21 protein-coding genes and 1 tRNA gene are annotated in these 20,121 nt (G+C 55.4%); 10 read left to right on the forward strand and 12 right to left on the reverse strand.

What is annotated here, in order from left to right:
* Positions 1-26: 26 nt before the first annotated feature.
* A complete protein-coding gene (locus FIV00_RS04155) occupies positions 27-617 on the reverse strand; it encodes a J domain-containing protein (protein WP_152499569.1) in 591 nt (196 codons plus the stop codon).
* A 181-nt stretch (positions 618-798) separates the two neighbouring features.
* Between FIV00_RS04155 and FIV00_RS04160 the strand changes: the two genes are divergently transcribed.
* Entirely contained in the window at positions 799-1,095 is a 297-nt protein-coding gene (locus FIV00_RS04160; protein ID WP_152499570.1) for a BolA family transcriptional regulator, read from the forward strand.
* 61 nt (positions 1,096-1,156) lie between these two features.
* On the opposite strand, the gene FIV00_RS04165 is transcribed toward FIV00_RS04160, so the two are convergent.
* From FIV00_RS04165 to FIV00_RS04175, 3 genes are read right to left on the reverse strand one after another with little or no spacing between them, the layout of a single operon-like run.
* On the reverse strand, positions 1,157-2,479 hold the full coding sequence (locus FIV00_RS04165; RefSeq protein ID WP_152499571.1) for an HlyC/CorC family transporter: 1,323 nt from the start codon (positions 2,477-2,479) through the stop codon (positions 1,157-1,159).
* Positions 2,476-3,618, reverse strand: a complete 1,143-nt coding sequence (gene aroB, locus FIV00_RS04170) for a 3-dehydroquinate synthase (protein WP_152504102.1) — start codon at positions 3,616-3,618, stop codon at positions 2,476-2,478. Before aroB ends, FIV00_RS04165 begins: the two co-directional genes overlap by 4 nt.
* A 28-nt stretch (positions 3,619-3,646) precedes the next feature.
* Complete coding sequence (locus tag FIV00_RS04175; protein WP_152499572.1) at positions 3,647-4,288, reverse strand: shikimate kinase; 642 nt, start codon at positions 4,286-4,288, stop codon at positions 3,647-3,649.
* Positions 4,289-4,440: 152 nt separating this feature from the next.
* On the opposite strand from FIV00_RS04175, the gene FIV00_RS29600 reads away from it, so the two are divergent.
* From FIV00_RS29600 to FIV00_RS04185, 3 genes are all read left to right on the forward strand, one after another.
* On the forward strand, positions 4,441-4,584 hold the full coding sequence (locus tag FIV00_RS29600; protein WP_173005876.1) for a hypothetical protein: 144 nt from the start codon (positions 4,441-4,443) through the stop codon (positions 4,582-4,584).
* An 8-nt stretch (positions 4,585-4,592) separates the two neighbouring features.
* Positions 4,593-5,516: a site-specific tyrosine recombinase XerD gene (gene xerD, locus FIV00_RS04180; protein WP_152499573.1), complete on the forward strand. Its 924-nt coding sequence runs from the start codon at positions 4,593-4,595 to the stop codon at positions 5,514-5,516.
* A 74-nt stretch (positions 5,517-5,590) separates the two neighbouring features.
* A complete protein-coding gene (locus FIV00_RS04185; protein WP_152499574.1) occupies positions 5,591-7,231 on the forward strand; it encodes an AMP-binding protein in 1,641 nt (546 codons plus the stop codon).
* Here the strand turns inward: FIV00_RS04185 and FIV00_RS04190 are convergent.
* Both FIV00_RS04190 and FIV00_RS04195 read right to left on the reverse strand, forming a co-directional pair.
* Positions 7,221-8,351, reverse strand: coding sequence for a GNAT family N-acetyltransferase (locus FIV00_RS04190; protein ID WP_152499575.1), 1,131 nt, complete (start codon positions 8,349-8,351; stop codon positions 7,221-7,223). The genes FIV00_RS04185 and FIV00_RS04190 overlap by 11 nt on opposite strands.
* Positions 8,341-9,765, reverse strand: a complete 1,425-nt coding sequence (locus FIV00_RS04195; RefSeq protein WP_209006807.1) for a lipopolysaccharide biosynthesis protein — start codon at positions 9,763-9,765, stop codon at positions 8,341-8,343. Before FIV00_RS04195 ends, FIV00_RS04190 begins: the two co-directional genes overlap by 11 nt.
* A 539-nt stretch (positions 9,766-10,304) precedes the next feature.
* Between FIV00_RS04195 and FIV00_RS04200 the strand changes: the two genes are divergently transcribed.
* Positions 10,305-11,069 (forward strand): SDR family NAD(P)-dependent oxidoreductase, encoded by a 765-nt coding sequence (locus FIV00_RS04200; protein ID WP_152499576.1) that lies wholly within the window; start codon positions 10,305-10,307, stop codon positions 11,067-11,069.
* A 53-nt stretch (positions 11,070-11,122) separates the two neighbouring features.
* Here the strand turns inward: FIV00_RS04200 and FIV00_RS04205 are convergent, their stop codons facing one another.
* Entirely contained in the window at positions 11,123-11,515 is a 393-nt protein-coding gene (locus FIV00_RS04205) for a YchJ family protein (protein WP_152499577.1), read from the reverse strand.
* A 95-nt stretch (positions 11,516-11,610) separates the two neighbouring features.
* Here FIV00_RS04205 and FIV00_RS04210 point away from each other — a divergent pair, with 95 nt between their 5' ends.
* On the forward strand, positions 11,611-12,582 hold the full coding sequence (locus FIV00_RS04210) for an endonuclease/exonuclease/phosphatase family protein (protein ID WP_152499578.1): 972 nt from the start codon (positions 11,611-11,613) through the stop codon (positions 12,580-12,582).
* Between the two features lie 6 nt (positions 12,583-12,588).
* Here the strand turns inward: FIV00_RS04210 and FIV00_RS04215 are convergent, their stop codons facing one another.
* Positions 12,589-12,954, reverse strand: coding sequence for a cytochrome c family protein (locus tag FIV00_RS04215; RefSeq protein ID WP_152499579.1), 366 nt, complete (start codon positions 12,952-12,954; stop codon positions 12,589-12,591).
* 179 nt (positions 12,955-13,133) lie between these two features.
* Here FIV00_RS04215 and ggt point away from each other — a divergent pair, with 179 nt between their 5' ends.
* Entirely contained in the window at positions 13,134-14,879 is a 1,746-nt protein-coding gene (gene ggt, locus FIV00_RS04220) for a gamma-glutamyltransferase (RefSeq protein WP_152499580.1), read from the forward strand.
* Here the strand turns inward: ggt and FIV00_RS04225 are convergent.
* The 3 genes from FIV00_RS04225 to FIV00_RS04235 all read right to left on the reverse strand — a co-directional run bounded on the left by FIV00_RS04225 (position 14,873) and on the right by FIV00_RS04235 (position 16,577).
* Positions 14,873-15,382: a hypothetical protein gene (locus tag FIV00_RS04225; RefSeq protein ID WP_152499581.1), complete on the reverse strand. Its 510-nt coding sequence runs from the start codon at positions 15,380-15,382 to the stop codon at positions 14,873-14,875. The two genes, ggt and FIV00_RS04225, sit on opposite strands and share 7 nt — an antisense overlap.
* 129 nt (positions 15,383-15,511) lie before the next feature.
* Complete coding sequence (locus FIV00_RS04230) at positions 15,512-16,081, reverse strand: TetR/AcrR family transcriptional regulator (protein WP_152499582.1); 570 nt, start codon at positions 16,079-16,081, stop codon at positions 15,512-15,514.
* Between the two features lie 121 nt (positions 16,082-16,202).
* Positions 16,203-16,577: a hypothetical protein gene (locus FIV00_RS04235; protein WP_152499583.1), complete on the reverse strand. Its 375-nt coding sequence runs from the start codon at positions 16,575-16,577 to the stop codon at positions 16,203-16,205.
* Between the two features lie 223 nt (positions 16,578-16,800).
* On the opposite strand from FIV00_RS04235, the gene FIV00_RS04240 reads away from it, so the two are divergent.
* Together FIV00_RS04240 and FIV00_RS04245 are read left to right on the forward strand one after the other, a co-directional pair.
* The gene (locus tag FIV00_RS04240) at positions 16,801-17,586 is read left to right on the forward strand and encodes a ThuA domain-containing protein (RefSeq protein WP_152499584.1); all 786 of its coding nucleotides are present in this window, start codon (positions 16,801-16,803) and stop codon (positions 17,584-17,586) included.
* 66 nt (positions 17,587-17,652) lie between these two features.
* Complete coding sequence (locus tag FIV00_RS04245; protein ID WP_152499585.1) at positions 17,653-18,726, forward strand: Gfo/Idh/MocA family protein; 1,074 nt, start codon at positions 17,653-17,655, stop codon at positions 18,724-18,726.
* 444 nt (positions 18,727-19,170) lie between these two features.
* Here the strand turns inward: FIV00_RS04245 and FIV00_RS04250 are convergent.
* Positions 19,171-19,245, reverse strand: a tRNA-Gly gene (locus FIV00_RS04250).
* A gap of 240 nt (positions 19,246-19,485) precedes the next feature.
* On the opposite strand from FIV00_RS04250, the gene FIV00_RS04255 reads away from it, so the two are divergent.
* Positions 19,486-20,007 (forward strand): prolyl-tRNA synthetase associated domain-containing protein, encoded by a 522-nt coding sequence (locus tag FIV00_RS04255; RefSeq protein ID WP_152499586.1) that lies wholly within the window; start codon positions 19,486-19,488, stop codon positions 20,005-20,007.
* Positions 20,008-20,121 lie beyond the last annotated feature (114 nt).

Consider the following 20,121-nt stretch of genomic DNA (forward strand, 5'->3'; position numbering starts at 1 on the left):
GGGAAAGCCTGCAGGACCCTGCGGGCTTAAAGGAAACCGGCTTTTTTCAGGACGTTGTAGGCCTGAATAATTTCCCGCAGGCGGTCTTCGGAAGACCTGTCACCGCCATTGGCATCCGGATGGTTCAATTTAACAAGCTCTTTATAGCGCGCTTTGATCTCATCGCCACGGGCTGTGTATGGCAGATTGAGCACATCCAGGGAGCGTTTTTCAAGCGTTAGTAATTTTCTTTGGCGCGGACGACGTATGGATTCTGCACGGCGTTGCGCATTGGAGCGCATACCTTCCCTCGCGTCGAACCCGTCAGGCCCGTCTGCAGCCTGGCGATTCACACCCATTTTCCAGGTCGGACGATGTCCTGTCAGGCTATCTTTTTGATAGCTCCGGACGTCGTCGTCGCCCATCCCGTTGAAATAATTATAGGACTTGTTGTACTCGCGGACATGGTCGACACAGAAGTTGAAATACTGCCCCTCCCGATTGCGACCTTTCGGTGCCCGGTGCATTCCAGGACGGTTGCAGCCGGGGTGGTCGCAGACCGGATGGCGATCCTGTTGCGCCCGCTCCTTGTCCGGCTTGACCCGAATACCGTCGAAAATTTTTGAATCCAGTTTCATGGTGCGAAATATTGAAGCCTGAGCCTCGGCGGGCAACCCGCCGGTCGTTTCATTGATCCGGTATCCAAAGCTATTTTGCCAAGCAGTGGCTCCCGGAGGTCGGACAGCCCGAAACCTTATCAGGCCCGGTCGAGCCAGCAAAGACTTGAACTTCGAATTCGCATACGTCACATAAACGCATATGAGTACAAAACAGATCATTGCCGACAAGCTTCACGCGGCCTTTTCCCCCTCATTTCTGAACGTCATAGACGAGTCAGACAAGCACAAGGGTCATGGCGGGTGGCGTGAAGGCGGAGAAACCCACTTCAGGGTCCAGATTGCCTCGGCCGCCTTCGAAGGCATGAACCGCGTCGCGCGCCACAGGGCAATTAATGACCTGTTGGCGCAAGAACTGGAGAGCGGTGTACATGCGCTGGCTCTGGAGATCCGGTCCGACAATGAACCTGATCCTCGTGCGGCAAGAGTGGCCGGCTAGTCGCTCAGCCTCTCCCTCGCCGCCCGCGTGGAGCGACACTGCTTAACTGCGAAAAGATACCTTATGCCTCGATCCGTGTCGTTGGAGCGACAGCTGGAGCTTTTGCGCCAGGTATCTGGCCAAGCGGCATGATCCGAAGGCGCGTGATCCTGTTTTTCTCTCGGCGCAGGACCGTGAACCTGAAACCGTGAAACGTGAATATCTGGCGTTCTTCCGGAATCATGCGCGCTTCGTGAATGACAAGTCCGGCGATAGTCGTCGCTTCATCGTCGGGCAGGCTCCAGTCTGCCGCACGGTTGAGGTCACGGATAGGCACTGACCCGTCCACAATGACCGAGCCGTCAGCTTGTGGTCTCAAGCCTTCCAGTTCCACATCGTGCTCGTCCGCGATTTCCCCCACGATTTCTTCCAGAATGTCTTCCAGGGTCACAAGGCCCATCACCTCGCCATATTCGTCGACGACGAGCGAGAAGTGGGACTTGTGTCGCAGGAACGCGTTCAACTGATCCTGAAGGCTGGTCGTGTCCGGCACAAACCATGCAGGTGCGGCAATGTCCAAAATGTTTATGCCGTCGGTGCCACCATCGGCTGCGTGGAGTGCGCGCAGCAGGTCCTTTGCATGAAGGACGCCGACAAAATTGTCGCTTTCACCGCGCCAAAGAGGCAGCCGTGTGTACGGAGAGGCGAGGGCGGCCTCGACAAGCTTTGCAGGGTCCTCGTCAACATTGAGGGCGACCATGTTGGTCCTGTGAACCATGACGTCGGACACTTCCAGTTCGGCCAGGTCCAAAAGGCCGCCGAGGCGGTCGCGTTCACCCTTTTCCAGACCGCCTTCGATATGTTGCAGATCGACAGCGCCGCGCAGTTCTTCATGCGCGGACAAGATGAAGGTGTCAGCTCCGACGTTGATGCCGACAACGCGCAAGATCATCCTAACGATCACCTCGACGCCAGCAACAACCGGTCCGAAGACGGCAACCACCACCCGCACAATGGGTGAAACCATCACGGCAAATCGTTCCGGATTTGAAATGGCCCATGTTTTTGGAAGGACTTCCGCAAAAACAAGAACCAGAGCCGTCATGACCAGGGTCGCCAAAGCTACGCCCGCTTCGCCGAAAAGCGAGAGAAAAACACTCGTGGCGAGCGCGGATGCCAGAATATTGACAAGGTTGTTGCCAAGCAGCAGCGCGCCGATCAGCCTTTCCCTGTTGGCAATTAGCCGGCTGGCCACCCGGGCTCGCCAATCGCCGTTTTTTTCGATCTGGTGCATGCGCGCTCGCGAAGCTGCGGTCAGCGCCGTTTCGGAGCCGGAGAAGAAACCGGACAGGAACAGAAGCACCAGAATGGCGCCGACCGCCAGCCAGAGAGACGTTTCCATCATGTTTCAAGTTTCTCCTTGAGGAAATCCGATACCAGTGCCGGATCGACGCCTTTTTCAACAAAGGCTTCACCGACACCGCGGGTCAAAATGAACGTGAGTGCGCCGCGACTGACCTTTTTGTCCTGAGCGATGATGTCCATAAAGGTTTCTGCAGGTGGTAACTGGCCTGGAACATCTTTCAGCGAGACCGGAAGTCCGACATCTGTCAGGTGCTTCTGGACGCGCGCAACGGTCACCTCGTCAATCAGCTGCAGTTTTTCTGAAAACTCGTGCGCAAGCATCATTCCGATCGAGACACCTTCTCCGTGCACGACGCGCTCGGTTTCATACGAGACGGCTGCTTCAAGTGCGTGGCCGAAAGTATGGCCGAGATTAAGCAATGCACGTCGTCCCGCCTCCAGTTCATCAGCGGCCACGACATCGGCTTTGGCCTGGCAGGACCGGGCGACGGCTTGGTCGCGTTCGGGACCTCCTGCAAAGACCGCTTTCCAGTTGGCTTCCAGCCAACGGAAGAAAGGCTCATCTCCAAGGAGGCCGTATTTGGCAACTTCCGCATAGCCTGCGCGAAAATCGCGGATCGGCAATGTATCCAGAATAGCCGTGTCGGCGAGAACCAATGCGGGTTGATGGAATGCTCCGATGAGATTCTTGCCATGCCGGGCGTTGATGCCTGTTTTACCTCCGACGGAGCTGTCTACCTGAGCCAGAAGCGTGGTCGGAACCTGGATGAAAGACATGCCGCGACGGACCGCAGACGCAACAAAGCCTGTGAGGTCGCCAACGACACCGCCGCCAAGAGCGACAATGCCATCGCCACGTTCCAGCCTTGCCGCCAGCACTTCATCACAGAGGCGTTCGAATTCCCGAAAACACTTGCTGCTTTCGCCGCTAGGCACGGTCAGCACGGTGTGTTCAAGGCCAGCGGCATTGAGGCTTTCGGAAAACGCTTTTTGATGCAATTTCGCAACCGTCTCGTCAACAACCACTGCAAGGCGTGCGCCGGGCAAGACGGCGGCGATCTCCGCGCCGGCCGCATCCATCACACCGCGCCCGATCTTGATGTCGTAGCTGCGGGCGCCGAGATCGACTTTGACCTGAGTTCGCTCTGCTTCGGCTGCGTCAGCCACGTTTGCTTCCATTGTCATTTTGTCTTTGAATTTCTGTGTTTCAGGATGCTGCCGAGGCACTTTGCGCATCGTCGCGATCAAGATAGTCGGCCAACGTGATGACGATCTGGTCGACCACCGTTTCGTGCGGTACTTCCTTGGATGTGACGGTCAGCGCAGCACGCGCATAAACGGGTTCGCGCTTTGCCAGAAGGTTTCGCATCGTGCCTTCAGGATCGGGATTTTGCAGCAGCGGTCTCGTTGACCGGCGCCGAACGCGTGCCATGACCGTTTCAAAATCCACTTTCAACCAGATCGAAACCCCGTGTTCGGAAATCTCCTGGCGGGTGGCATCGCTCATGAAGGCGCCGCCACCGGTGGCAAGAACCTGGGGACCCTCTCGCAATATCCGCGCAATGACCCGTTCTTCGCCACTGCGGAAATAAGGTTCGCCATGTTCTGCAAAAATTTCTGATACCGTCATGTTTGCTGCACGCTCTATTTCGGAATCAGCATCGATGAATTCAAGACCCAGGCGCTGGGCAAGCCGCTTGCCGACTGTGGATTTTCCGCAGCCCATAATTCCAACCAAAACAATAGAGCGATGCCCGAGCTTTTTAAGGAGCCCGGCCAAATCGATATCTCTGGCATTTGTCCACTCAGGGCCCGTTTCCAGGTCCTGTGTCTTGTCATTTTTCGTCATGGCGGCGTTGTATCATATTCACCAAAAAAGACACGGGCTGATCTTGTTTCGGATACCTTAACGTCATCACTTGCGCTGGACGGGGTCTTCTTGAAACAATCCGGTGACCGATTCGCCTATGGCATTCACGCTTTTTGCTCGGGAGTCCGCTTGTGCCAACCCTGACCCGCCTGCTGCTGGTGTTGTTGCTGCTGGGTGCACTTGGCTATGGCGCGGTGTTTGCGCTGGCGAATTTCGTCGACCCGCGTGAGCGGGAGATTACCGTTCGCGTCAAGAAGGACGGCTTTGGCCGATAGGGTCTGATTTGGCAACCGGTTTCGATCTCGAAACGTTTCTTGAGATGTTGGCAGCAGAGCGTGGTGCGGCCGAAAACACGCTTGAAAGCTATCGCCGTGATCTTGAAGACTTCTCGGGATTTCTCGGTCGCACAAACCTTGCCGATGCCGGCACAGACAAGATTTCAGCGTATCTCGGGGATCTGAACCGCCGAGGGTTTGCCGAGACGTCACAGGCCCGGAGATTGTCAGCCCTCAAACAGTTCTACAAGTTCCTCTACTCTGAAGGTGTTCGAGAGGATGATCCGACACGCACATTGTCAGCACCCAAGCGGCGAGCAGCACTTCCAAAAGTGTTGTCTGTCGACGATGTCGACCGATTGATTGAAACTGCTGAACGGGGTGCTGTAACGCCCCAGAAGAGTTCGGCTGCCCGCCTGCGTGCACAGCGCCTCTATACGCTTATAGAAGTTCTTTATGCCACTGGACTGCGCGTTTCTGAACTTGTTGCGCTTCCGGTTACCGCAGCTTTGCGCGACGCGCGCCTCATCGAAATCACCGGCAAAGGTGGCAAAGAGCGTTTGGTCCCCTTGTCCCATGCCGCACAGGCCGCCATGAAAGATTATGTGGCCTTGAGGTCGGCGGAAGGCGCTTATGAGAAAAGTCCCTGGCTGTTTCCCTCTCACGGTGACAGCGGTCACCTGACACGTCAGCATTTTGCAAGGGAACTCAAGGATCTGGCAGTTGCAGCCGGACTTCCGGCGACAAAAGTCTCACCGCATGTACTCCGGCATGCCTTTGCCTCGCATCTTCTGCAAAACGGTGCTGATTTGCGCGTTGTGCAGCAGCTTCTCGGTCATGCCGATATCTCAACGACGCAGATTTACACCCATGTTCTCGATGAACGTCTGAGGGAGCTCGTCGAGAGCGCGCACCCGTTGGCGCGGCGTTGAGTTCCGCTCTATTGCGCTGCAGCATTCGTCGCCTTACACTCCGCTGCCCAAAAATATAGCATCGGGAAACATGCATGCTGGAACCTGCCGGCGACTACGAAACGCTGAACACCCGTTTTCAATGGTCTTTGCCCGCAACCTACAACATGGCTGCCGCCATCAGCGACGTGTGGGCTGCGAAAGATCCAGAGCGTCTGGCAATTCGCCAAGTGCTGACGAATGGCGATGTACGGGACTGGAGCCACCAGCGTCTCAATCAGGCCGCCAATCGAATTGCCAATGCATTTGTCGCGAAAGGCATCAGGCGAGGTGACCGGGTGGCACTGCTATTGCCTCAGGTTCCTGAAACCGCGGTTGCACATCTTGCTGCCTACAAAATCGGCGCAATCGCCGTTCCTCTTGCAGCACTTTTCGGTTTGGAGGCCTTGCGGTACCGCTTGTCGGATTCCGGCGCAAAGGCGCTTGTGACCGATTCCGCAGGGCTCGAAAAACTCTCCCAAATCCGTGAGGATCTTCCCGATCTTGACCTTGTCGTCTCCACGGATGGACCGCAATCAGGGGTCTGTTGTTTCGACGATCTGCAAGCCAAGGCATCGGATCGCTTCGAAACTATTGCCTCCACACCAGATGATCCCGCGCTGATGATCTATACGTCGGGAACAACCGGTCAGCCTAAAGGTGTGTTGCATGGGCACCGGGTCCTATTCGGGCACATGCCGGGGATTGAGCTTTCACAGAATTTCCTGGGGCGAGACGGTGATCTTCTTTGGACGCCGGCGGATTGGGCCTGGGCCGGCGGCTTGTTGAACGCGTTGTTTCCGGCGCTTACACTCGGCGTTCCTGTGTTGTCTCATGCCACCCGAAAATTCGATCCCGAATTCGCCTTTAAATTGCTTGAACGAGAAGGCGTCCGTAATGCCTTCATTCCGCCAACAGCGCTGAAAATGCTGCGAGCCGTAGACAGTCCTGCCCGCCGCTTCAATCTCGCCTGGAGGAGCGTTGGTTCTGCAGGCGAGTCCCTTGGGCGCGAAACGTATGACTGGTTCCAGGGAGAATTCGGGTTTGCGGTCAACGAGTTTTATGGACAAACCGAATGCAATGCGGTTCTTGGGTCTGTCGCAGAACTCGGCGTCAGCCGTTCCGGCGCCATCGGCAAGGCAATTCCCGGGCACGCCGTTGCCATTATCGACGACACAGGCATGCCTTTGCCACCTGAAACACTCGGGCAAATTGCCGTGAAGCGGCCGGATCCGGTGATGTTTCTGGAATATTGGAACAAGCCAGAAGCAACCCGGGACAAGTTCATTGATGACTGGATGATTACCGGTGACCAGGGGGTCATGGATGAGGATGGGTATGTTCATTTTGTCGGGCGAGACGATGACATCATCACCTCGGCAAGTTACCGGATCGGTCCGGGGGAAATCGAGGATTGTTTGATCAAGCACCCTTCGATCGCGCTGGCGGCAGCTATTGGCAAGCCCGATCCGCTGCGCACCGAGATCGTCAAAGCCTATGTCGTTTTGAAACCGGACGCAGAAGGTGGTGAGCAGCTCGAAGACGACATTCGCGGATTTGTTCGCGAAAGGTTGTCTGCGCACGAATACCCGCGAGAGATCGAATTTGTGGATGAGCTTCCGATGACCACCACTGGCAAGGTCATACGCCGGAAACTTCGTCAGCAGGCGCGTGACGAGATATCGATCAGGGCCTGACGCGTTTCTTGAGCTGTCTCACAAGGCGCCGAAGCCGCTGTTCCAATTCCAGGTCCGCCTGACACAGAGCGCAAAGCTGTGCGCTGAATGCCCCTCCTGAATAAAGCAACGTGCAGGTTTCAAGGCGTCCTCTCCAAAGTGGCTCAATCATGGTGTGTCCTGGAATGGCAAGGGAATCCGCGCCTTTGAAGCCATTCAGTTTCAGGTTTTCCCGAAACGCATGTACGGCAATCTGGGCTCCCGGAGAATATCGGGCGAACTCTTCGTCAAAGGCGATTTTCCAGGAAAAAACAGCTCCCCCCTCCACAAAGAGGACCAGTGCGGCCACAAGTGTGTTGCCTGCCCAAAGCTGATCGATACGAACACCGTCTTCTGCTGAGCGGTTTGCAATTGCCGCGCGCGCGAATGCTGCGGTTTCCGGTGTGCTCAAAAGTGCGGTTCCCGCCCGTCCTTTCCAGCCCTTGGCTTCCAGATGCAGAAAGGATTCAAATCCCTGAACGGCTTCGTGGCCAGACAAACTGGAAAACCGCGTCGTGCCGTGGTCATCAAGTCTGCGCAAGAGGCGGCGCATTTCCTTGCGCCGTTTGCCGCTATAGGCCGATTCAAGCTGTTGGTTCCCGGTCTCGCCGGCTGCGTGAGCTGCTCTGGTCGCACATGCCGTCGAGCGATAACGTTCCGCCATCGCCGATCTCAATCTGTCAGCTGATGCAGAGTGGAGCGGGAGATAGGGGAAAGCGAGCACACCTTTTGAGCCGCCCATCGCATGCAGAAAGGCGGCAATTGCGCCTTGTGAGGCATCCGGGTGCAAGAGCGGTGTTCCCAGCGGAGAATACTCAGTTGCCCAGGTCGAAGTGACGGGAAAGGCAATGCCAAGTCTGCGGCGACCGACTGGTGCAGCTGCCAGCCAGTACTGCTTTTGTTTTTCTCTGACGACGACAAGGCGAACCGCCCTGTTGGCCGTGTGCTCCAGAAACGGTTTTAGGAATTCAGGCCCGAAAAACGGATTGGGATCGATTGAAAGTTTCGCAAGCTGCCGCCAGTCCGCTTCCGGAACCGTTGCGCTCAGCGGATCGAACTCAAGGATCTGGTACTGCTGTGCGGCTGTCTGATCACTGATCAACCTGGCGGTCCTTGGGTGGAAAAAGCAATAGAAGAACAAATGTCGTGATATTCAGCTTGCGTTTGGCAACCAATGCAAGCGCTGATGCTTCAAAAAGAATCGCGCAACTTGTTGCGATCGCCGCACCGGCGAGGCCAAGTAGCGGAATGAAGGCAAGGTTTAGAAGAACGTTGAGCAGAAACGTGACCGCATAAATACCGGCGCAGTTCTTCTGATGCCCTGTCATGGTCAATAGCGCGTCGGCAGGACCAACAGATGCACGCGCGAGAACGCCGATCATCAAAATGGCGATCAGCTGGTAACCGCTTTCATAACCACTGCCGAAGAGGGCCAGAAGCAACGGGGCGATGAGCAAAAGCCCTGCACCTGCCAAAAGCGACGGCCAGAACGTCCAGTGTGTGGCTTTGCGAACATAGTCTTCAAGGCCCTTCTGGTCTTGCCTGTGCATATAGTCGGAGAACCTGTGTGCCGATGCCGCACGAACTGCGAAATAGACAAAATGCACCAGGGCCAACGTGCGTGAGGCCGCGAAATATATGGCGACTTCGTCCGGATCCTGGAAAAAACTGACCATGATGACATCGGCACTGGTGATCAGCTGCAGAAATCCATCCACCATCAACATTGGCAATGAGATCAGGATCCAGTTTTTCAACTCAATCCTGCGCGGACCGATCGGTACCTGGTGCGCAAGCCGGCGGCTGAGCTGCAAATACTGATAGAGCGCGATGAGCATCGCCGCGCAAATTGCGACGGTTGCCATTGTGAGGGCATCTGCTTTCAGTCCGGCGAATATCGCCACAAAAAGCAATATCAGGATGGTGAGTGGCCGCCAGATATAGGTCGGCAACATCGACAGGGACGACCAGTCGTAACTTCGTGCAATGCCATCCTGGACCAGTCCGAACGCAAAGAACGGCAGCGCCAGCAAGACAATCGCGATGGGTTGGACGTAGTAGGGCTCTATGATCGGGCTGACCAGAAACACTATGCCAATACCCAGAATAGCCGTTGCAGCGCCTATCAAGAAAGCCGAAACCCGGCTTGCAAAAAGGAAACCGCGCAGACCATCCAGATCGCCCGCCTGCCGGTATTGTGGCAGGAACCTGTTGGCGGAGGCAGAGAACCCGCCGCAGGACATGACCCCGAGTATGATGACCAAGGTCCACGCAACAGAATAGATGCCGTAGTCATGCGCACCGAGCGCGCGCGCGAAGACAATCTGCGAAAGATACGCGAGCGCAGCACCACCGATCCGGATGGCAAACGTGGATACCGCCATGCGGCCCGCGGCGTGATTGTCGCTGCCCTTGCCATTCAAGACAGCTCTAATCTGTTCACCTCCTTTGCCCAAAACCTGAGGCCAGGAGGCGCTGTGAAGACGCTTTGTCCAGGAGTTGGAAGTGAAACGCAACGACGGGTCCTTTGCAGCAAATATTCCGTATTTGTGACATGAGGGACTTAATTTTCTCTAGCGAACTGGGGAACTGGACGGCTTTGATTTCACAGATGCGTGATGAAATAGGATTTCGAGATGGAAAATGGCTCAAAGGAGGATGAAACAATCCACTTGACTTACAACAGCAGATTGGAACAAATAGAGAACATACTGATGCTGAGTCGTCACTACTCCTTCAACGGCCCTAATCATTGGCCCGAATGAGAGAAATCTGATTTTGCATTGCGGATGATGAGGGCTGCCTCCCCTTCGATCCGCAGTTTAGTCCGGTCCCTGCACCCGCCGCCAATCGCAGGGGCCGGACAGTTTTTAGGCACTATCGAGAACGTGCCTGTTTTCTTCAGTTTCCCTTGCTTTCGATCGGACGTCGCAAATCAATCTGGTCAGTCACATGAGTGTTATCTACCTATTGATAGATAAGTGTTGACTTTGCCGGGTCGAGAGTTGATACATCTCTATACCTACCAACTAGTAGATAAATAGGAGTTGAAGCAGTGGCCCAGATCTTTGCAATCATTCAAGGCGGTTCATCCGGAATGGGATTGGCGACCGCGAAAAGGCTTGCCGCGCGCGGCGTGACACCAGTTCTGGTCGGGCGGAATGCCGACAAACTTTCGACCGCAAAGGCGGATATCGAGGCGGAGCATTCCGTTGACGTGATGACCTGGCAGGCCGATGTCACAAATACGGACGAAGTGCAGTCGCTGGTCGGTAAAGTCGACGCACTTGAAGGCAACATTCGTTATCTGGTCAACGCGGCAGGTTATTTCAGTCCGAAACCCTACCTCGATCATACTGCCCAGGACTATGACCTCTACCACGACTACAATAGAGGCACCTTCCTGCTGACCCAGGCCGTCGCCCGCAAAATGACCGCGACCGGATCGGGATCAATCGTCAACATCGGGTCCATGTGGGCGCATCAGGCAATCAAGGCAACGCCATCTTCGGCATACTCGATGGCCAAGGCAGGCCTGCATTCCATGACACAGCACCTGGCTATGGAACTCGGCGAAAAAGGTATTCGCGTAAATGCCGTCGCGCCTGCGGTGGTGGAAACACCTATCTATGGAGCGTTCATTCCGAAAGACGAGATCTCACAGACACTCAAGGGTTTTGATGCATTCCATCCCGTCGGCCGTATCGGTACGGTTGAGGATGTGGCAGCGACGGTCGATTTTCTTCTTTCAGATGAAGCAAGCTGGGTGACTGGTGCAATCTGGGACGTGGATGGCGGTGTGATGGCCGGACGAAACTAGGTTCGTCAATTCATGGCAACCGCACCGTCGAAGCATTGATGGTGCGGTCGCATTCAGATTGCCTCGACGTAGTACCAGCGTCCCGCCTTCTTGCGGAACCGGCTTAATTCCCGATGAGTGTTCAATTTGCCAGCAGCGAGGTAACTGGCTTCGAAAAGAACTGTGCCGTCCCGGTCTGTCTTGAGACCCTTTTCGATCTTCAGAACGTTCAAACCCGTCCAATGGTTCTCCGCCGCCCATCGCGCTGTGCCAACTTCATCGAATTCTGCCTGATACTTGGGCCAGTATGTCGTTTTCAGGTAGGCAATCTTGCCTTTCACATAGGCCGAGTAGCGTGAACGCATTAGCGCCTCGGCTGTCTCGGGCAGTGCATTTCCGTCAACATAAGGACCGCAACATGCTTCATAACTGCAGTTGCTGCCGCACGGACAGATGTCATTGCTCATGAAGGTCTCCGAATTCACCAGTCGGGCCTCTCTACCACTGGCTGCCGCGCATCGCTATGGTTCCAGACGACTGACCTGGAAACCCGGACGCGTTCATGAGACTTGCGACATTCAATCTGGAATCATTTGGATCGGACAAATTTGATCCAGAGGCACTGGCACCGAGGTTGAGAGCGCTAAAGCCGAAAATACTTGAGCTAGACGCTGACATTCTCTGCTTACAGGAGGTGAATGCGCAAAAAGTGAAAGGCAACAAGAAACGACAATTTCTGGCTCTGGATCAGCTTTTGCAAGGAACACCGTATGAGGCTTTCCACCGGGCAACGAGTGATCGTCCGTCCGGGAAAGGTCCGGGAGACAGGCACAATCTGGTGATCCTTTCCAGATATCCTGTTCGAGGGTATTCAAGTCTCTATCAATTGCATGCTCACCCGGCCCTCTGGCAACCCAAAACTGCCGAGCCGCCCTACGAAAGCCCGCAAACGGTGCTTTTCGAGCGGCCTGTTCTCCAGGCGGAAATTGACGTAGGGGCGTCGACACCTCTTCATCTTTTCGCCGTCCATTTGCGTGCACCGATCGCCGCTATGATCCGCGGTGCTAAGAGAGCTGACCGATCATGGAAAAACATTGCTGCCTGGGCGGAAGGATATCAGTTGTCGGTTTTCAAGCAGACTGCGCAGGCACTCGAACTACGCCTCGCGGTGGAGGAGCTGCTTGATGACAATGAAGAAGCCCGGATCGTGCTTGCGGGAGACTTCAACGCGACCGGGGAAACCGGCACTTTGAGGTTGCTTCGCGCCGACCCTGATGACACCGGCTCACCCGATCTGGAAAAAAGGCGATTGTTCCAACTCGACCGCGCCCTACCTCCCGAACGCCGTCAAACGGTCATTCACAGAGGGCGTGGACAAGCGCTTGACCACATTCTGGCGAGTGCGGCCATGACCGACTGTACAGTCGATTTCAAGGTGTTCAACTACGATCTGCTCGACGAGGTTTTCGATGCAGATGGCAGTGATTATGCAGGGTCTTATCACGCTGCCATGCTGGCGGAATTTGCGCTCTGAGACAGCTTATGGCTGCAGTGAACTGATGTAGCGGGCAAGGTCGGCGATTTCCCGTGTCTGCAACGACATGTTGGGCATTTTCGGGTGCGGATCGGCAAGAAATGTCGCGAGGGTTTCTTCGGTCCAACCCGGATCTCCGGCCATGTCGTAGAAGCTGGGAAGAGATACGCTGGAGGCGGTTTTCTGGTCTTCTGCGACGAGATGACAAGAGGAGCACCATTGCAGCGCAAGAGTCTTTCCAACAGAAGCGTCTGCTGCCTGCACAGTTGCTGTAGAAACCGATAGTCCCAAAACAGCTGCCGCGAGGACGGGCAGAGCAAGACACGCCGTGCGATATGCGGTTGCCTGGTTGCGAACTGAATTGCCGGTCATGCACCCTCCTTGTTTTCGCCAGTGTTCATCTAAGGCGTCAACTGACGGATTGAGGATGGCCGCTAATCAACATAAACGCCTTGCGGTGGATCAATCCCTCAACCACCGCGCGTTTTTGAATTGCTACTCGCGTTGTCCTCAGCCACAGTGGGTCCTTGTTCATTGTTTCGGAGGCGGCCATGCGTGTGTGTTTCAAGTCATTTCTGTCGGTGTTCGGCGTTGCGTCAACACTCATCGCCTTGCCAGTGCAGCACGTTGCGGCACAGGAGACGCCGATCTATTCACTCACCGACCGCTTCCATTCCGTCACGGCGCAAAGCGGGATGGTTGCCAGTCAGGAAGCCGTCGCGACGCAAGTCGGCGTTGATATCCTGAAGCAAGGCGGAAATGCCGTCGATGCGGCAATTGCAACGGGTTTTGCCCTTGCGGTGACGTTGCCGCGCGCGGGGAATCTGGGCGGTGGAGGTTTCATGATGATCCACATGTCCGCCAGCGATGAAACCAAAGCACTGGACTATCGGGAAAAGGCACCGGCTGCCGCGTTCAAGGACATGTTTCTTGGCGATGACGGCGAGCCGGACAAGGACAAGTCGAGGTATTCCGGTCTTGCAGTTGGAGTGCCCGGGACGGTTGCCGGATTTGCCGAAGCCTTTGACAAACATGGCAGCGGCAACCTCAGCTGGGCTGATCTTGTGGCACCAGCCATCAAGCTTGCAGACGAAGGCATCACGGTAACTCCAAGCCTTTCGGGCGCTCTCGCGGCAAGGGTTGAGCGTTTGACGAAGGACCCTGCAACGGCTGAGATTTTCTACAAGGCCGGTGGTGTGCCTTATTTGCCGGGTGAAACTCTGGTCCAGAGCGATTTGGCCAACACCTTGCGGACGATCGCCGACAAGGGAGCTGAAGGGTTTTACAAAGGTGAAACCGCCGAACGGATTGCGGCAAAGGTTCAACAGGCGGGCGGCGGCATGACCGTTGATGATCTCGCCGGTTACGAACCGGTCTGGCGCGACGCGGTCACCGGCACCTATCGGGGATACGAGGTTGCGTCCATGCCGCCACCATCGTCTGGCGGTGTTCATATTGTTGAGATCCTTAATATGCTCGAAGCCTTCCCTATCGCGGAGTTCGGTCCGAATTCGGCCGATACGATCCACGTCATGGCAGAAGCCATGCGGCGGGCTTATGCTGACCGGTCGAAGTATCTGGGCGATCCCGACTATGTGGATGTTCCGGTCAAAGGACTGACGTCACCTGCTTATGCGGCCGAACTTGTCAAAACAATCGATCTGGAAGTGGCGACACCCTCTGAGCAGATCAAGCCTGCGGATCCGCTTCCTTACGAGAGCAACGAAACCACGCATTTTTCAGTTGTCGACAAGGACGGTAACGCGGTTTCCAACACCTATACGCTCAACTTTTCCTACGGCGTGGGGATGACGGCCGATGGGACAGGTGTGCTGCTTAACAACGAGCTCGATGATTTTTCGGCAAAGCCGGGCGTTCCAAACGCCTATGGATTGATTGGTGGCACCGCCAACGCTGTTGAAGGCGGCAAGCGCCCCTTGTCGTCAATGAGCCCGACACTGGTGTTCAAGGATGGGACGTTTTTTCTGGCGACGGGCTCACCCGGAGGGAGCCGCATCATCACGACCACTCTTCAGATCATCATGAACATCGTCGATCACAAGATGAGCATTGCTGAAGCAACTGCCGCCCCTCGTGTTCACAATCAATGGCTGCCGGATGAGATCAGGATCGAGGAAGGCCTGTCGCCGGACACGATCAAGCTGCTTGAAGCCAAGGGGCACAAAGTGGAGGTCAAGAATGCGATGGGCTCGACCCAGTCGATCATGAAGGTGGGCGATGTTCTTGCCGGAGCATCCGATCCGAGGCGCCCCGGCGCCTTGACGGCCGGCTATTGAGCCTTTGGCGGGAAGTGACGGTTGATCGCGCTCTTGCTGTCGAGGTCGCGAAGATGCTGGAAGAAACTTTCCGCCGACACGGCCAGGAACGACATCAAGAGAACACCGATATAGGTTGAGTGCTCGAGCAGTTCTGCCCGGTCACCAACCACAACGTCGAAGATCGTGAAGCCAAGGAACACTACGATTGAGACCGTGATGGCAAGGTCCGTGCGATAGGCCACGCCGGGTTTTCCCTGAACCAGTCTGACACCGGCCACCACAAAAAACGCGGCAGCAGCAAATTCGACCACGCCGGCAAAGATCAGTGTCGCCTGGATGAACGCGGGGTCGAGCGAAAGCCTGTCAAAATACATGGTGAACTTTTCAACCCGATGATTTCCCCACCAGCGCAGCAAGCCGATGTCCTGACGGGCGAAGAACTTGTCGAGCCCGTTCAGCAGCCAAAAACTGAACCAGAATATGATTACAACGGCGGTTATGGGCTGACGGAGCGCGTGCATGTCGGTAACCTGATCATCTCGATTTGAAGATGCAGATTGATTAGCGTCAGGTCCTTGCCATTCAGTTACATTCGGCAGGCGGGAAGCGTGTCACGTTCGAACCTGGTTAATTAAAGGTGAAGCGCGACTTCACTCTTTCGTGTTCTTGTCGACCGCATATTCGTTTGAGACAAGCTTTGCGAATTTCCGGTCTAGCGCCATGCGGTCCTGCGCCGGCATGTCGGGCCAGACGATCTGAGCGCCGACAAAGGCCGCATACTCGATCTGAGCGATCTGCATTGCTTCTTCATCTGGCAGACCGCGGTCACGGTAAAGGTCGGCGACGAAATCGGTTCTCAGCTTGTCGACTTCCTGCAGCACTTCGCGTGTTGCACTGTTCGACTGAGCGAACTGACGAACTTTTCGTTCCAGCTCATGATCCAGATGATTGGCAAGGTGAGACAGTTTCTGGCGCCTGTCTTTGACTGCCGGGCCAAGTGTTTTGTCGGCGACATCCAGCGTGTGCTGCTGCTTCCATGCCTGCATCATTTCCAGGATGAAGACACCATGGTCCTGGAAGTGATGGTAAAACGAACCGCGTGTACGCTCGGCAGCGCTGCAAAGGGCCTCCACGGTCAGTCCGGCAGGACCATCCGATTTCAACTGGGACAGTCCCAGCGACAGCCAGTCGGATTTTCCGAAACGCTTGCGCTTAGTCATCCTGCCTGGCTGCTCTTTCCATGTCTCGTCAATCCTGCCAGAGCTCCGATCCTTGGCTTTCGATTTTGCCGCGCACTGGATTTTCCAAGGTTATGCCGCACCTGATGTCCTCGGAGCCCGCCTAAAGTCCGACCGAACCGAGAGCCCCTAGAATGAGTATCGGCAGGAACAGCCAGCCTTGCGGCATATCCTTGTATTTCTGCTTCTTAATCGGAGGAACTGCAAGGCCGAGAAGAAAGAATGAAGCTGTAAGGGCTGTTGCCACCCAAGCCAACTCCAGGCTTTGGGGCCGGAAACCAGCAACAACAAACAAAACTGAAAGCATGGCAAGTACGATCGTGACGATGTGCCAGCAGAAATAGGTCACGTATTTCGGAACCGGATGCAGATCCTGAGCTTTCAGAAGCGGAACGGCGATGGCGCGTCCGCCGGCAAATGTGTGAAGCAGACAGACCAGCAATGAGAGGAAGCTGGCGAAAAGCAGAAGAGAATTCATGGGCACCTCCATACAAACCATAACATTTGGTATGTTATTCTGCCTTTGAGAATGCTGCCAATGTGGCGTCCGGTCACAGGCAGCAGGACACATTTTTTTGCTTAACGTGATTGTGCGTTTGACACCTGCAAAATCCAATGATAGCGCTATCCAAAGCGCTTTGGAATTTGTCGATTGCCGAAGCCTACGTATCCAAAACACCGCACATAATCGGGAGGGTCAAATGCCGATCAGAACCGTAGTCTGGGGCGAAAACGTCCACGAACAGCACAACCAAATCGTCGCGGACACCTACCCGAAAGGTATGCATGAGTGCATTGCGGAGGCTTTGAACGAAGACCCCGATATCAACGCCACAACAGCAACACTTCAGGATCCTGAGCATGGCTTGACTGAAGAACGGTTGCGCGAAACCGATGTTCTGTTGTGGTGGGGTCATGCTGCCCATGGCGACGTTTCCGACGAGGTTGTCGACCGGGTTTGCGATGCGGTTTGGTCTGGCATGGGCATGTTGTTTCTCCATTCCGCTCATTTCGCCAAACCGTTCAAGCGGCTGATGGGAGGACCTTGCAATCTGACCTGGCGCGAGGCCGGTGAACGCGAGCGGCTTTGGGTTACCAGCCGCAATCACCCGATCACCAAAGGTCTGCCGGACAGCTTCGAGCTGGAAATGGAAGAAATGTATGGCGAGCCGTTCGGTGTGCCAGAACCGCTGGAAACGGTTTTCATCAGCTGGTTCCAGGGCGGCGAAGTGTTCCGGTCGGGCCTGACCTACAAACGCGGTGCGGGCAGCATCTTCTATTTTAGGCCGGGGCACGAAACCTACCCGACCTATTACAACGACCACGTTCGTCAGGTGTTGAAGAACGGTGTCAAGTGGGCCTTCAACCCAATGGCCCGGCTGGCCGACCCGAATGCAGCTCCGAATGTGCCGGTCGATGCGGCGCCGGAAAAAATCGAGGAACGGGGACCGAAACTTCACGCCGAAGGCGAAGAAGGGTATCGCTAGTATTCTTTCCTTTTCAAAACCGCAGGTGTGGCCGTGTGTTCGGCATTCCTGCGGACGGAGTATTTCATGACGACTTCTGAAAAACCGGTCCGGATGCTTGTCCTGGGGACGGGCAATATGGCGCGCGTTCATGCCGAAGCTTTCCAGAAGATGCCTGGAGTCGAGCTTGTTGCAGGTGTCGACAGGCGCACGGATGTGTTGGCCGAGTTTTGCGATGAATTCGCAATTCCTCACCGGTTTTCAGATCTGGATGAGGCGATATCCTGGGGTGCATTCGATGCCGTGGCCAACGTGACGCCGGATGGCGCGCACCATCCAACAACGATGCCTTTGCTGAAAGCGGGCAAACACGTTCTTTGCGAAAAACCGTTGGCCACCAACGCCCAACATGCCGACGAAATGGCAGCACTCGCCCGTGCTGAGGGGCTGGTGGGTATGGTGAACCTGTCTTATCGCAATGTTGCGGTTCTTCAGGAGGCAGCCAAACTGGTCGCCGCGGGGGCAATTGGGTCTCCTCGCCATTTCGAGGCGTCCTACCTGCAGAGCTGGTTGACGCAACCGGCCTGGGGGGAATGGCGCACGGAAAGCCAGTGGCTTTGGCGTCTTTCGACTGAACATGGTTCGAAAGGCGTGCTCGGTGACGTGGGAATTCACATCATCGATTTCGTGACCTTTGCTGCCGGAAGCCAGGTTCGCGATCTCTCCTGCCGCTTGAAAACCTTCGACAAGGCAGAAGGTGGGCGGATCGGCGACTATACCCTTGATGCAAACGACAGTTTCACATTGCAGGCCGAGCTGGAGAACGGAGCGCTCGGAACCATCAGCGCGACCCGTTTCGCAACCGGCCACCTGAACGATCTTCGCCTGCGTCTTTATGGCGACAAAGGTGGGCTGGAAGTTCTCTTCGAACAGCGATCTGAAAGTCTGCGTATCTGCCGCGAGCCGGATCTACAAACTGCCGAATGGCAGGAGCTTACCGTCCCTCCTGTGACCACAATCTATGAGCGGTTCATTTCGGCAATCAGAGGCGACAGCAAAGCCGAACCGGATTTCGATCACGGTGCCCGGTTGCAACACGCGCTTGACGCTGCCGAGCGTTCTCATGCCGAAGGCAGCCGCTTCCTCAAGCTCTCCGATTAGACTTCCCATAAGAGCTGCAGCGGAGCTTTTGAAATGAGAAGCTCCGCTGCAGAAGTAGGTACTAGAGGCAGGGCAACAACGCGGGATCGATCGCCACAGCGACAGGCTCTTCCGGAAATTGCATCTTCCTTTTTATAGGTCAGGCCCTGATACTTCGTTCAGAGCCAACGACAGGTTTTTCTCAATTTTTAGACGAAACGGTTTTTATCGATCAAAACCGGCCAAAACTCGGGAAAAAGCACAAATTCTTCACAGCAAAAAAATGCTCTCCAGAACAACAGATGCTTGTGTCCTTCGCCCGGAAGCAGGCTCCATGAGATGGCTGTTTTTGGTGCAAGTACAGCGCAGCAGATACTGCTTTGAATGTGAAGGGTGTTGACCTAAACATGAAAAAAGCCGCCAAATGGCGGCTTCTTCAACTCACTGGGGTAAGTGAGGAAATTTTGGAGCGGGCGATGGGATTCGAACCCACGACCCCAACCTTGGCAAGGTTGTGCTCTACCCCTGAGCTACACCCGCATATTGTTCCAGCGCCCAGCGAAGATCGCCCCGGCGTCGGTGGCGCAGTATATGGACTAAGCTGAGACGGAATGCAACACCGAATTTACAGAATTTTTTTTGGCTGTCGTTCTGTGGAGTTTATGCCGTTACTTCGTTTCAAATCCGCAGAATTCTGCCGCTTTTTTACGTTCTTTTTTCTTGTCGTCACCTTCCAAATTGCGTTAGACAGCGCTGAAAGCGAAAAATTCAGGAAAAATCATGCCCGCATCCCGTGACGACCTCATGACCTTCTTCAAGGATCTGGAAATCGAGGTCACAACGACTGACCATGACCCGGTGTTCACGGTGGCCGAATCCGGCGATCTGCACGACAGGATCCCGGGCGGTCACACCAAGAACCTGTTCGTCAAGGACAAGAAGGGCCGACTGTTTCTGATCGTGCTGCTGCACGATGCTGAGGTTGACCTCAAGAAGGTTCACCAGATCATAGGCGGACAGGGCCGCGTCTCGTTTGGCAACGCCGACCTGCTGATGGACGTGCTGGGTGTGGAGCCCGGTTCGGTAACGCCTTTCTCACTTGTCAACGATCGCGAGAGCCAGCGGGTGACACCCGTCTTCGACGCGGCCATGATGCAGCATGATGTGCTGAACTATCATCCCTTGAAAAATGACGCGACTACGTCGATTTCAGCCAGTGACCTGCTGAAATTTGCTAAAGCGTGCGGACATAGCGTTGCTGTTTTGGCGGTGAGCGAAGAAGCAAAAGCAGCTGGTCTTTGACCGGCTGATTTCAGGATTTGTAATTCGGTCGCTGCGGAGCCATGTTAGGGGCCAATTCAACCGAATATCATGATTTGATTCAGGACGCGCCGCAACGAGCGGAAGCGTCGAAGT

It is taken from the genome of Labrenzia sp. THAF82 (assembly GCF_009363435.1).
GTDB lineage: Bacteria > Pseudomonadota > Alphaproteobacteria > Rhizobiales > Stappiaceae > Roseibium > Roseibium porphyridii.